The sequence below is a fragment of the Dellaglioa sp. CoH-57-MRSF-17 genome (assembly GCF_056782015.1).
Map to the genome: position 1 here is coordinate 21,825 of NZ_JBXAXY010000002.1, position 12,812 is coordinate 34,636.

At 32.8% G+C, this 12,812-nt stretch carries 13 protein-coding genes and 1 tRNA gene; 13 read left to right on the forward strand and 1 reads right to left on the reverse strand.

The annotated features are described in order from the left end of the window. Window positions 1-30: 30 nt before the first annotated feature. The 3 genes from AC1RPJ_RS01995 to AC1RPJ_RS02005 all read left to right on the forward strand — a co-directional run bounded on the left by AC1RPJ_RS01995 (window position 31) and on the right by AC1RPJ_RS02005 (window position 2,177). The gene (locus AC1RPJ_RS01995) at window positions 31-471 is read left to right on the forward strand and encodes a MarR family transcriptional regulator (protein ID WP_409022730.1); all 441 of its coding nucleotides are present in this window, start codon (window positions 31-33) and stop codon (window positions 469-471) included. 141 nt (window positions 472-612) lie between these two features. Further along, a complete protein-coding gene (locus tag AC1RPJ_RS02000) occupies window positions 613-1,800 on the forward strand; it encodes an acetate/propionate family kinase (RefSeq protein ID WP_481761169.1) in 1,188 nt (395 codons plus the stop codon). A gap of 182 nt (window positions 1,801-1,982) precedes the next feature. Continuing rightward, window positions 1,983-2,177 carry a hypothetical protein gene (locus tag AC1RPJ_RS02005; protein ID WP_057973343.1) on the forward strand — a complete coding sequence of 65 codons (195 nt, stop codon included), beginning with the start codon at window positions 1,983-1,985 and terminating at the stop codon, window positions 2,175-2,177. 54 nt (window positions 2,178-2,231) lie between these two features. Here the strand turns inward: AC1RPJ_RS02005 and AC1RPJ_RS02010 are convergent, their stop codons facing one another. Next, window positions 2,232-2,852, reverse strand: coding sequence for a DedA family protein (locus AC1RPJ_RS02010; RefSeq protein WP_481761170.1), 621 nt, complete (start codon window positions 2,850-2,852; stop codon window positions 2,232-2,234). Between the two features lie 156 nt (window positions 2,853-3,008). On the opposite strand from AC1RPJ_RS02010, the gene AC1RPJ_RS02015 reads away from it, so the two are divergent. The 10 genes from AC1RPJ_RS02015 (at window position 3,009) to murQ (ending at window position 12,796) form a co-directional block, all read left to right on the forward strand. Next, window positions 3,009-3,842, forward strand: a complete 834-nt coding sequence (locus AC1RPJ_RS02015) for a LicD family protein (protein WP_481761171.1) — start codon at window positions 3,009-3,011, stop codon at window positions 3,840-3,842. Window positions 3,843-3,895: 53 nt separating this feature from the next. Then, a complete protein-coding gene (locus AC1RPJ_RS02020; protein WP_481761172.1) occupies window positions 3,896-4,087 on the forward strand; it encodes a hypothetical protein in 192 nt (63 codons plus the stop codon). A gap of 16 nt (window positions 4,088-4,103) precedes the next feature. Then, on the forward strand, window positions 4,104-4,973 hold the full coding sequence (locus AC1RPJ_RS02025; RefSeq protein WP_481761173.1) for an SPFH domain-containing protein: 870 nt from the start codon (window positions 4,104-4,106) through the stop codon (window positions 4,971-4,973). A gap of 56 nt (window positions 4,974-5,029) precedes the next feature. Beyond that, entirely contained in the window at window positions 5,030-5,482 is a 453-nt protein-coding gene (locus AC1RPJ_RS02030; protein ID WP_409022804.1) for a YaiI/YqxD family protein, read from the forward strand. 24 nt (window positions 5,483-5,506) lie between these two features. Continuing rightward, complete coding sequence (locus AC1RPJ_RS02035) at window positions 5,507-6,871, forward strand: MATE family efflux transporter (protein ID WP_481761174.1); 1,365 nt, start codon at window positions 5,507-5,509, stop codon at window positions 6,869-6,871. A gap of 47 nt (window positions 6,872-6,918) precedes the next feature. Then, window positions 6,919-6,989: transfer RNA gene (locus AC1RPJ_RS02040), tRNA-Gly, on the forward strand. 255 nt (window positions 6,990-7,244) lie between these two features. Further along, window positions 7,245-8,900: an ABC transporter ATP-binding protein gene (locus AC1RPJ_RS02045; RefSeq protein ID WP_481761400.1), complete on the forward strand. Its 1,656-nt coding sequence runs from the start codon at window positions 7,245-7,247 to the stop codon at window positions 8,898-8,900. Beyond that, window positions 8,900-10,669 (forward strand): ABC transporter ATP-binding protein, encoded by a 1,770-nt coding sequence (locus AC1RPJ_RS02050; protein WP_481761175.1) that lies wholly within the window; start codon window positions 8,900-8,902, stop codon window positions 10,667-10,669. The genes AC1RPJ_RS02045 and AC1RPJ_RS02050 overlap by 1 nt, the downstream gene beginning before the upstream one ends. 186 nt (window positions 10,670-10,855) lie before the next feature. Continuing rightward, the gene (locus AC1RPJ_RS02055) at window positions 10,856-11,902 is read left to right on the forward strand and encodes a MupG family TIM beta-alpha barrel fold protein (RefSeq protein ID WP_481761176.1); all 1,047 of its coding nucleotides are present in this window, start codon (window positions 10,856-10,858) and stop codon (window positions 11,900-11,902) included. A gap of 3 nt (window positions 11,903-11,905) precedes the next feature. Beyond that, window positions 11,906-12,796 (forward strand): N-acetylmuramic acid 6-phosphate etherase, encoded by an 891-nt coding sequence (gene murQ, locus AC1RPJ_RS02060; RefSeq protein WP_481761177.1) that lies wholly within the window; start codon window positions 11,906-11,908, stop codon window positions 12,794-12,796. The last annotated feature ends 16 nt before the right edge of the window (window positions 12,797-12,812 follow it).

Here is a 12,812-nt window from a genome sequence, read left to right on the forward strand (position 1 = left end):
GTAGGTAGAACATGCAGAGGAGAATTAGCAATGACAACAACTAAGTTAATGGATGACTATATTAGTATGTATTTAGGAACTTTTAAGAATGTGGAAGGATTCATTTCACAACCTACTAGTGAGTTTAATTTATCTTTTGAACAATTCTTGATTTTAAAAGATATCCATAGCACTGAAGATATAAGCATGGTTGATATCGCTAAAAAAAGAAATGTTTCAAGGAGTGCAATTGCACGCCAATTAAACGTACTAAAACAATTAAGATACATCTATCAAGAACAAGACACAGTTGATAGAAGAAGAATAAACCTACGCTTGTCTGATCAGGGTGCAAAAGTAGAACGAGTTGTGACTGAGTCAATTAAGAAACGGTTTGATACTTGGGTAAATGTTTTAGGTGAAGATAAGGCAGTTCTACTGCTTAGTTTAATGAAAGAATTCGGGCAAAAAATAATGGTAGACAGAAAATAAAATTCTGTGTACCATTTTTTGCTTGAAAGTGTTGTATGCGTTTTCTATAAGTAGTATATTAGTTTAATATACTACTTAAAAAAATAATTGTTTTTTAAGGATTAAATTAATACCAAATGAAATCATTATTGGAGGAAGAATATGACAAAAATTATTGCAATTAACGCAGGTAGTTCAAGTTTAAAATTCCAATTATTTAGCATGCCAGAGGAAACTGTTATTGCTAAAGGATTGATTGAAAGAATTGGACTTAAAGACTCAATTTTAACGATTAAATATGGTAACGGAAAAAAATATGAAGATGTATTAGATATCGACAATCATTCAGTAGGTGTACAGTTATTACTTAAATTATTGCTTCAATTGGATATTATTGCTGATTTTAATGAAATTTCCGGTGTTGGACATCGCGTTGTTGCTGGTGGTGAATATTTCAAAAAATCAACATTAGTAAATGCCGATACAATTGCAAAAATTAATGAATTATCTGAATTAGCACCATTACATAATCCAGCTAATCTTTTAGGTATCCAGGCATTTGAAGAAATCTTACCAGATGCAGTAAGTGTCGCTGTATTTGATACAGCCTTCCATCAGACGATGCCAGAAGAAAGTTACATGTACAGTGTACCTTATGAATGGTATGAAAAATATGCCGCAAGACGTTATGGTGCTCATGGGACAAGCGTTCGTTATGTCGTCTCAGAAGCCGAAAAACTAATTGATAAAGACCCTAAAGAGTTAAAATTAATTACATTACATTTAGGTGCAGGAGCATCAATTACAGCTACAGTTGGTGGTAAATCAATTGATACATCAATGGGCTTTACACCACTTGCTGGAATTACCATGGCAACACGTTCAGGTGATGTAGATGTATCGTTAGTTGCTTACATGATGAGACAATTAAAAATTACTGATATAGATGAAATGATTAATATTTTGAATCGTGAATCTGGGCTAGTTGGTATTTCAGGGATTTCTCCTGATATGCGTGATGTTAAAGCTCAATTAGGAAAAAATCCTCGTGCTGATTTAGCTGTTAAAATCTATGTTCAAAATATTATTAAATATATTGGTCAATACATTGCAGAAATGCAAGGGGTTGATGGTATTATTTTCACTGCTGGTCTTGGTGAGAATGATCGGATTGTACGTCGTCGCGTTATTGAACATTTAGCATATTTAGGTGTTGGCTTTGATGCTGAAAATAACGAAAAAATGGGTGAACAGGTTATGCTTAGCACGCCAGAGTCTGCCGTTAAGATTTTTGCGATACCTACTGATGAAGAATTAGTTATTGCACGCGATGTTCAATCATTAATGTAAAAATAACCATTTAAAATAGTAGCTTAAAATAAGAGGGATATCACATTGTGATGTCTTTTTTATTTTGTAACATAACGGTAATATTTAAAGGGTTAACAAGTTATTAAAAAAGTGTTAAATTAGACATTATAAATTATTATTACTGACAACAAGTTGTTGTCATCATTCGGAGGCGTAACTTAATGAGTAGGTGTAAACTTGATATTATGAGTGAGTATCAAGCAGCGATGCAAAAACTTGCTGATCTTAGAAGTAACATTGGAAACAGACAACAATCATCAATTCGAGATAGCTTTTTCCAAGAGGAAAAATCGCTTGAAAGAGAATGTTCTGAACTGAATATTCTATTAGAAGCTATCGATGTTGCGGAAGATTAATCCTACTTTTTGAGAAATAAAAGTAGTAAAAAACGATTAAATTCATAATTGAATTTAATCGTTTTTTTTGTTCCTATTTAAATTAATTAGTTTGTAGATTCCGAAGAACGAAACGATTAATAAGATGATACCAACTACTGTAGCAAAAATATCAACTGTTGCTGCAACTTCCGCCCAAGCATTCCCAGCAAATGCCCCAAGATAAATGAGGACAGTATTCCAAATTAATGTTCCAAAAAAGGTTAATGGAATAAAAAAACGTAATTTACATTTCGTAATTCCAGCGGGAATAGAAATTAAACTTCGAACAATGGGAACAAAACGGCCTATGAAAATAGCACGATTTTCATATTTTACAAAAAATTCAGTCGCTTTTTCAATATGGATAGGTTTTAGACCAAGCCAAGAACCATACTTACTGGCGAAAAATTGATTTAAACGTTCTGTACTTAAAAAGCGACCGATCGAATATAAGATTAAAGCCCCGATAGTCGCCCCAATAGTGGCAGAAATAATTAAACCAATTGGTGTAAGAGAACTTGAGAGCGTCATAAAACCTGCAAATGTTAAAATGATTTCAGAAGGAATTGGTGGGAAAATGTTTTCAATGGTGATCAGTAACGCAACACCTAGATAGCCATGTTGGCCGATTAAGTCAATTATGGTTTCTTGCATTTAGGCACCCCTTTTATTTAATAATTAAAGCATATCATGAGCCAAAGAAATAAAGTAATGAAAAAGGATTAGCTTAATAAAAATTAAATAATTTTCGTATTCAGAGTTAAATTTGGTACAATTGAAGAAAGAATAAGACGATTTAAGGTGGTAAAAATGAAAATTGAAGAATTACACAAGGTAGAATTAGATTTAATCCGGGAAGTCGTTGAAATTTGTCAAAAAAATAATATAAAGTATTTTATGATTGGTGGCAGTTTATTAGGTGCGGTCAGACATCAAGGGTTTATTCCATGGGATGATGATGTCGATATTGGAATGGTAAGGGATGACTACGATCGATTCTTACAAATCGCTCCCCAAGAGATTAGCCAGCCTTATTATTTTCTACAAACTGATCAAAGTGATCCAAACTATGCATTTGGATATGCAAAACTACTTGATGAATCTATTCATGTTGAAGAGAAAAGAAATATTAATGACGCTAGAAAAGGTGTTTTTGTAGATATTTTTCCTTTTGATAAAGTCCCAACAGGTGATGTCGAACGATCTATTCAACAATCAAAATATCGATATCTTAACGCGAAAATTCTTTTATTGAGCAATTATCGTTTAATGGATACTGAAATTAACGCAAAGATTAGAAAATTACAACCTGATCAAAGTCGTAAAACCAAAGAGTATAAAGAAAAAAGAGACGAACTAGTAAGAACCTATAATCAAGATGACACCATTTCAGAATATAAAAATTTAGCTTCACAATACTCATATGAAAAAGAATTACTATCAGAAAAGGAATTAGCAGCCGTGATTCAAGTTCCTTTTGAGAACCTTACGGTAACTATTTTAAGGGCATATGATGCAATTTTAAGCCGTTTATATGGTGATTATTTACAATTACCGCCTGAAAGTAAACAGATTGAAAAGCATATTGAAAAAGTGACTATTTTAGATCGAAATGATTTTACTTTTGATAATGAAATTGATTGATTTTATGACGTAAATGAGATACGTTTAAAGATGACAAATGGAGGTGCTTTCATATGGATAGAAAATCAATTATTGACGAGCGGTTGCTTAACCGGGAATTTACAATTGACAGTAAAAATATTCATGGCACGGTCGAGTTTTTTGGTATCTACTATCATTATTTTAGTGATGAAACATTAGTAAGTGGAGATGTTGTTCGAATCATTAAAACACATGTTGAAGGGTTAGACGTTAAAAAAATATAAAGGTGGTTAAATTATTATGTTGGGACTTTTAGTCGTTATTATTATTGTTATATTATTGGTCATGATTTTACCAGCAACTATCCGAATTATTAGACAACCGCATCAAGGTGTTGTTATAACTTTAGGAAAATATGAAACAACATTAGCTCCAGGCTTACATTTTATTAAACCATTTATTTCTTCAGTAATTCGTGTTAGTACGGCACAACAACCTTTAGATCTTGATAAACAAGTTGTGATTACAAAAGATAATGCTGAAATTGAAGTTAAAATTTCATTGAAGTATCACGTTACTGACATCCAAGATTTTGTGTTTAAAAATGAAGACTCTGTTCGTAGTATGATTCAAGATACACGTGCCTCTTTGCGTGGCATCATTGGTAATAAAATGTTAGATGAAGTTTTGAATGGAACGCAAGAAATTAATCGCGGTTTGTTTGGCGAAATTTCTAATGTGACAGCTGGTTATGGATTAAATGTTGATCGAATTAATATTGATACAGTAAAACCTTCAGTTGAAATTCAAGATTCAATGAATAAGTTATTGAAAGCCGCTAGAAATCGTGATGCTACTGTTGCTGAAGCAGAAGGTTACAGTAAATCAGTTGCACTAAAAAATAAAGCTGATAATGATGCATGGGTTAATTCAGCCCAAGCAAAGGCTGAAGCAGTTAAAAAGACGGCCGATGCTGAAGCATACCGAATAGATGCAGTTAATTTATCATTAAATAAAGTTGGTAATGGTTATTTTGTTAGCCAAAATATTGAGGCTTTTAAAGAATTGGCCAAGAGTGACGCAAATACAGTTGTTATGCCAAGTAATGCGATAGATAGCTTAGGTCAAATTCCAGCAATTAATGCATTATTAAAACCAGAAGCTAAATAAAACTTTCAAGAGGTTATTCCTTGGAAGTTTTTTTACTAGGAATGAGAGTGGTTAATTTGAAAATTATTATTGATGGGGATGCGTCTCCTGTGAAAAATGAAGTTATAGCTGAAGCCGAACTACGGAATATCAGTGTGTTGCTAATTACAAGTACGCCACATTTCTCAACTAAAAAGTATCCTGAAAATGTTTCGGTTAGCTATGTTGATCAAGGTCCAGATGCGGCAGATTATAGAATTGTAAAGTTAGCTGAAAAATCAGATGTTGTGATTACACAAGATTACGGACTAGCTTCTCTTTTATTACCAAAAGGTGTGATTGTGATGCATCATAAAGGATTTGAATATACAGATACCAATATCGATAGTATGTTGGATTCAAGATATTTAAGTGCAATGGCAAGGAAATCAGGTCAACGTACGAAGGGTCCAAGCGCCTTTTCAAACCAGGATAGGGCTAACTTTAAAAAAGCATTTATTTTATTATTGAATGAAAAAGGAATTAAATAAATATAAAGAAAAGAAGGGTCTTATTTGCGATCGTTAACATCGGGTAATCCAGCAAAATTAATTTTTATGTTTACTATACCATTATTGGTTGGTAATTTATTTCAACAATTATATAGTATTTCTGATACGTTGATTGTTGGACAAACTTTAGGCGTGGATGCACTAGCTGCAGTTGGTTCGACCGGGAGTATTCAATTTTTGATTATTGGATTTGCACAAGGGTTAACTGCAGGTTTATCTATTATTACGGCACAACGATTTGGGGCAAAAGATTATCGTGGTGTTAGAAAAAGCTTTGCAGTGGGACTTTTGATTAGTCTAATTGCAACGGTAATTTTAACAGCGGTTAGTTTGTTTTTTGTAAAAGATATTTTAACACTTATGAAGACACCACCAGAAATATTTGATGATGCACAAACTTTTATTAGTATCATTTTTGGTGGAATATTTGCTTCAATGGCATTTAATATTTTATCTAATATTATTAGGGCGCTAGGGGATAGTCGCACGCCATTATACTTTTTAATTTTTGCCAGCATTATTAATGTTGGTTTAGAATTATTATTTATTTTGGTATTTCATTGGGGAGTTGCTGGCGCTGGTATTGCAACTATTATTGCGCAATCATGTTCCGTTGTATTCTGTTTAATTTACATTTATCGAAAAATTCCCGTCTTACATATTGGTCGACACCATTTTAGAGAAATCACGATGAAAGATGTTAACCAACACCTTTATGTGGCTCTACCAATGGCCTTTCAAGCTTCAATAATTGCGATTGGTGCAATTATGCTACAGTCAGCTTTAAACGGTTTAGGAACGACAGCAGTTGCCAGTACCACGGCAGCGTCTAAGATTGATCAATTATCAACACAACCAATGATGTCATTTGGAATTGGGATGGCAACTTTTACTGCCCAAAATTATGGCGCAAAAAAATATGGTCGTGTTTTAGATGGTGTAAAAAAGTGTCTATTAATGTCTGGAACATTCAGTATCGTTGCAAGTCTTTTAGTTATTTTATTTGGACAACAATTAGTTACACTGTTTGTTGGAAATAATGCACCAAAAGTTGTTGCATTATCGCAGGTTTATTTTAATATTAATGGGTCATTTTACTTACTTTTGTCAGTACTGTTTGTCATTAGATACACGTTACAGGGACTGGGACAAAGCATCGTACCAACAGTTGCTGGAGTTGTAGAATTACTGATGAGATCATTTGCAGCTATCTTTTTAGCTGGTGCTTTTGGGTATGCAGGAGCTTGTTTTGCAAATCCATTAGCCTGGGGTGGGTCATGTATTGTACTGATTTATTCATATATGAAGGCTGTACAAAATTTGAGACGTTTAGATTTTGAACAAAAGGCTGAAAATAAACATGCTTAATTAGTTATGACAAAAGTACGGAAATATGCTATACTAATCAACGTTCTGCGGGCGTAGTTTAGTGGTAAAATTCCAGCTTCCCAAGCTGATGTCGCGAGTTCGATTCTCGTCGCCCGCTTAAAAATGAATAAGATAATTATATTGAAACCAAGATATTTAATCTTGGTTTTTTTTTGTAAATTTTAACTGACTAAATAGAATATAATTAGTCAAAATGATTGCAATTAAGCGTTATTTTTGCTAAGTTTAGTAACTGATATTAGTTTTTTTGTATAAAAAAACATGGAACTGGACAGAATTGAGGGGGAAAAAAGTGGATATTTTATTAAAACATGCTAAAAAGTATCGGGTAGATATTTTTTGGGCAGTCGTCATGGTGGTTATCATGGCAATTTCAACATTGTGGCAACCTAAATTGTTACAAAAAGTAATTGATGCTATTTTAAAGGACCAGGGTGATAAAATCACGACACTTGGTTTGTACTTGATTGGAGTTGCTGTTATTGGATTGTTGGCAGGTGTTGTGAATACAATTCTATCAGCAAAAGTAGCACAATCAATGAGTGCAGATATTCGTGAAACTGCTTTTAGAAAGATTCAAACATTTTCTTTCAGTAATATTGAACGATTCCAAGCAGGGAATATTGTGGTTCGTTTAACCAATGATATTACCCAAATTCAAACGTTAATTATGACAATTTTACAGACATTAATTCGAGTGCCCATTTTATTTATCGGTGCATTCATTTTAGCTATGAATACAATTGCGGATTTATGGTGGATTATTGTTATTTTAATTGTCTGCGTGTTAGGTATTTCAATGTTAACTTTCGGTCGCATGGGACGCCATTTTGGGTTAATGCAAGGCTTAATTGATCGAGTAAATGAGTTAGCCAAAGAAAACTTGATGGGTGTGCGTGTTGTTAAGTCATTTAATCAAGAAAAAAATGAAGAAAAACGTTTCGATAAGGTTTCAGATGATTTAAATGCACAAAATATCTATGTTGGAACTCTATTTGCTGTTTTAATTCCAGCATTTACATTAATTGGAAATATGGCTGTCGTTGCCGCAATTTATTTTGTAGGTGATTTAGCTAAAGCAGATCCAAGTACAGTTACAGCTATTACTTCGTTTGTTAATTATTTAATGCAAATCATGTTTGCCATTATTATTGGTGGAATGATGATGACGTTTAGTGCTCGTGCAATGGTTTCAATTAAACGACTACGCGAAATTTTAGATGAAGAACCAGATATTTATTACCAAGATGTTCCAGAGGAAGATTTATCGGGATCTGTTAGTTTTGAAGATGTCTCATTCTCATATGAAGGCGATGATAAACCAACACTTAAACATGTTAGTTTTGATGTTAAACCTGGAGAAATGATAGGAATTGTTGGTGCAACTGGTTCAGGTAAATCAACTTTAGCCCAAATGATTCCACGATTATTTGATCCCCAAGAAGGAATGATCAAAGTTGGTGGTGAGAATTTAAAGGATGTTAATGAAAAATCGCTTCGTAAAACAGTAGCATTTGTTTTACAAAAGGCTATCCTATTTTCTGGCACAATCGCAGACAACTTACGTCAAGGTAAAGAAGATGCCAACGAGAAAGATATGGATATGGCCAGTCAAATCGCTCAGGCATCAGAATTTATTAATCGATTACCAGAACGTTATGATGCAGAGGTTGAAGAACGTTCAGCTAACTTCTCAGGTGGTCAAAAACAACGTTTATCAATTACGCGTGGTGTTATTGGTAAACCTAAAATCTTAATTTTAGATGATTCAACATCAGCACTTGATGCTCAATCAGAAAAATTAGTCCAAAAAGCATTAAATAATGAATTGAAAGAGACAACAACATTTGTTATTGCCGAAAAAATCTCATCTGTGATTAATGCGGATCGTATTTTTGTTATGGATGACGGTAAATTAGTTGGCGAGGGGACACATAAAGATCTCGTTGAAAATAGTCAAATTTATCAAGAAATTTATAACACTCAAAAAGGAAAGGAGACTGTCTAATGAAAGATATGAATAGATCGATGGCATTCTTCTTCCACTACTTGAAAAGCTATAAATTAGGTTTTACAGTTATGACTGTTGCAATTATTGCATCGACATACTTCCAGGTAAAAGCACCTGTGTATATGGGAAAAGCAATTACGGCATTGGCAGACTACGTAATTGGTTTAACAAAAGGAGTGAGTGATAAAGGAAATTTTGTTAGCTCATTGTGGATGTTATTCTTATTTTATATTTTTTCAATTGTAGCAATGTTTTTCTCAAATATTATTGTCACGTTCATTACAGGAAACTCGACAAATAGAATGCGAAAAGGGCTATTTGGAAAATTACAAAAAATGACAATTCGATTCTTTGATTCACATAAAGATGGGGATATTTTAAGTCGTTTTACAAGTGATTTGGATAATATTTCGAACGCAATGAATCAAGCCTTAGGACAAATTATGAGTAATATTGCTCTAATGATTGGGATTATCATTATGATGTTTCAACAGAATGTTCAGCTTGCCTGGGTTACGATTGCTTCAACGCCTATCGCGTTACTTCTTGCGGTCATTTTAATTTCTAAAACACGTAAGTATGTTGATATACAACAAAAAGAAGTTGGAAAATTAAATGGCTATATTAATGAAAAAATTAGTGGTCAAAAAATTGTAATTACTAACGGGCTTCAAAAAGAAGCTATTGATGGTTTCTTGCCATATAACGAAAATGTTCGTAAAGCAACGTTTAAAGGACAAGTCTATTCAGGGATGCTTTTCCCAGTTATGAATGGCCTCTCGTTGGTTAATACAGCCATTGTTATCTTCTTTGGTAGCTGGTTAGCACTGAACGGTGATATGGGCCGTACAACGGCTTTAGGACTAGTTGTCGTGTTTGTTCAATACTCACAACAATTTTACCAACCAATATCACAAATTTCTTCATTGTATAGTATGTTCCAACTTGCTATTACAGGTGCTAGTCGACTGAATGAAATGTTTGATGAACCAGATGAGGTCAACTCAACTGATAAGCAAAAATTAACGGGTCTAACAAATGGTGTTAAGTTAAGAAATGTTAATTTTGGTTATAATGCTAATAAAGAAATTTTACATGATGTATCAATTAATGTTGATAAAGGTGAAATGGTAGCTTTAGTCGGACCAACTGGTTCAGGTAAAACAACAATTATGAATTTATTGAATCGATTCTATGATGTTACAGGTGGTTCAGTTGAATTTGATGGCGTAAATGTTAAGGATCTTGAACTTCAAAGTCTTCGTGATCATGTTGGGATAGTTCTTCAAGAAAGTGTATTATTCTCAGGAACAATTCGTGATAATATTGTCTTTGGTAAACCTGAAGCATCAGATGAAGATATGATTTCTGCCGCTAAGCAAGCTAATATTCATGATTTTATTATGAGTCAAGAAAATGGCTATGACACGACAGTATCGGATGAAAACTCTGTGTTTTCAACTGGCCAAAAACAATTAATTAGTATCGCAAGAACAATTTTAACTAATCCTACGTTATTAATTTTGGATGAAGCGACTTCTAATGTTGATACAGTGACAGAAGCTAAAATTCAAAAAGCAATGGATACAGTTATTCAAGGGCGTACTAGTTTTGTAATCGCACATCGCTTGAAAACAATATTAGATGCTGATAAAATTGTTGTTCTGAAGGACGGTAAGGTTATTGAACAAGGTAACCATCAAGAATTATTGGATCAAAAAGGATTCTATTCTGAACTTTATAATAATCAATTTGTATTTGAATAAAACAGTGAAAAAATCTTTCAAGAATACTTTATATAAAGTATTCTTGAAAGATTTTTTATTTTAAATTAAGATATAAAGTAACAAAAAAAACAAAAAATAAATATATTTAATTGTAATTTTATATCATTCAAGGTATGATGTAACCAGTTAATGATAACGCTTTCTTTTATGAATGGAGGAGATATTATGTTGGGTTTTTCAATTTATTTAGGTGATAAGATTGACGATGATACAAAAAAATATATTGAAGTAATGCGTAAATCAGGATTTAAGGGTATTTTTACTTCATTACATATTCCTGAAGAAGATAGAAAAAAAACTATTGATGAATTAAAAACTTTGGGGAATTTATGTCTTGAAAATAACTTGAAATTAATGGTTGATATTTCAGAAAAAAGTTTAAAATTATTGGAATTTGATTTGAAAACTGCTGGAATTACTGGTTTAAGAATTGATTATGGGATTAGTATGGAAAAAATAGCTGAATTATCAAATAATATAGATATTGGATTAAATGCTAGTACGATTTCAGAGCTGGATATTAAGCAACTAGTTGATAATCATGCAAATTTTAAGAATATTGAAGCATGGCATAATTATTATCCTCGACCAGATACGGGATTAGATGACGAATGGTTAAAAAATAAGAATCATTGGTTAAAAAAATCAGGATTTACTACGATGGCGTTTGTGGCAGGAGATAAAATATTTAGAGGGCCAATTGGAAAGGGATTACCAACATTAGAAAAACATCGAAATTACAATGTATTGGCTGCAATGATAGATTTAATTGAGAATAATTATACTGATGACGTTTATATCGGTGATCCGCGAGTTTCACAAAGAACAATTAGTAAGATAGTTAACTATTTTACTAATCAAAGTATAGAAATAGATATTGAAAGTAGTTCGCATGAACTTGATAATATAGCATGGCATAATCGTGCTGACGTGGCTAGGGATGTTGTAAGGTTAGAAGAAAGTCGGATAAGAAATCAATTCACTATTGAACCAATAAATAATGAAGATGCTCGAACGAGAGGTACTATAACGCAAGATAATATGTTATATGGGAGATATACTGGAGAAATACAGATAGTGAAAAATAATTTACCAATTGATAAAAAAGTAAACCAAATTGGTACAGTTAAAAGGACAGACTTGGATTTAATTGACTATATAGGAGCAAAACAAAAAATAATATTTAATAATACAATTATAAAAGAGGGATAAAATATGGATATTACAAAATTAGTAACGGAAACTAGAAATGAACAAACTATGAATTTAGATGAGTTAAAATGTTCTGAAGTTGCAAGAATAATGAATGAAGCCGATATGACAGTTCCTAAAAGCGTAGAAAAAGAGTTATCGCAAATTAATGAAGCAGTTAGTAAAATTATTGAATCATTTAATAGTGGAGGCCGTTTAATTTATATGGGTGCAGGAACTAGTGGTAGATTAGGTGTCTTAGATGCTGCTGAATGTGTACCAACATTTGGAACAAATCCTAGCATGGTGCAAGGATTGATTGCTGGTGGTATGAAAGCAATGACTGTGGCAGTTGAAGGTGCCGAAGATTCAAACGAATTGGGTAAGTTGGATTTGGAAAATATTTGTTTAACAAAATTAGATACAGTAGTTGGAATTGCAGCAAGTGGTAGAACACCATATGTTATTGGGGGTCTTGACTACGCTAAACATCTTGGTGCGAACACAATAAGTCTGGCTTGCAATAAGGAATCAATTATTGGACGGCATGCTGATACGGCTATTGAGATTGAAGTGGGACCAGAGATATTGACTGGGTCTACTCGTTTAAAATCAGGAACGGCACAAAAATTAGTATTAAATATGTTGTCGACAATTTCGATGATTGGAATTGGAAAAATATATAAAAATTTAATGGTCGATGTTAGACCAACGAATGAAAAATTAGTTGAAAGATCAAAGCATATTATTATGGATGCAACTGGAGTAAGTTATGAACAAGCAAAATTAACATTTGAATTAGCTGAACATGATGTCAAACTTGCAATAGTTATGATTCTAACGGATAACGATTTGAATCAAGCTAAAGAAAAATTAAAGAAGGCTCATGGTTTTGTTAGGGAAGCAATCAAATAAAATATTTGGAGGGGTT

What these genes read in the sequence shown, in the direction of transcription:
- AC1RPJ_RS02010 (WP_481761170.1), bottom strand. Translation starts at nt 2,852, where the DNA reads ATGCAAGAAACCATAATTGACTTAATCGGCCAACATGGCTATCTAGGT.
- AC1RPJ_RS02000 (WP_481761169.1), top strand. Translation starts at nt 613, where the DNA reads ATGACAAAAATTATTGCAATTAACGCAGGTAGTTCAAGTTTAAAATTC.
- AC1RPJ_RS02055 (WP_481761176.1), top strand. Translation starts at nt 10,856, where the DNA reads ATGTTGGGTTTTTCAATTTATTTAGGTGATAAGATTGACGATGATACA.
- AC1RPJ_RS01995 (WP_409022730.1), top strand. Translation starts at nt 31, where the DNA reads ATGACAACAACTAAGTTAATGGATGACTATATTAGTATGTATTTAGGA.
- AC1RPJ_RS02025 (WP_481761173.1), top strand. Translation starts at nt 4,104, where the DNA reads ATGTTGGGACTTTTAGTCGTTATTATTATTGTTATATTATTGGTCATG.
- murQ (WP_481761177.1), top strand. Translation starts at nt 11,906, where the DNA reads ATGGATATTACAAAATTAGTAACGGAAACTAGAAATGAACAAACTATG.
- AC1RPJ_RS02050 (WP_481761175.1), top strand. Translation starts at nt 8,900, where the DNA reads ATGAAAGATATGAATAGATCGATGGCATTCTTCTTCCACTACTTGAAA.
- AC1RPJ_RS02045 (WP_481761400.1), top strand. Translation starts at nt 7,245, where the DNA reads ATGGTGGTTATCATGGCAATTTCAACATTGTGGCAACCTAAATTGTTA.
- AC1RPJ_RS02015 (WP_481761171.1), top strand. Translation starts at nt 3,009, where the DNA reads ATGAAAATTGAAGAATTACACAAGGTAGAATTAGATTTAATCCGGGAA.
- AC1RPJ_RS02005 (WP_057973343.1), top strand. Translation starts at nt 1,983, where the DNA reads ATGAGTAGGTGTAAACTTGATATTATGAGTGAGTATCAAGCAGCGATG.
- AC1RPJ_RS02020 (WP_481761172.1), top strand. Translation starts at nt 3,896, where the DNA reads ATGGATAGAAAATCAATTATTGACGAGCGGTTGCTTAACCGGGAATTT.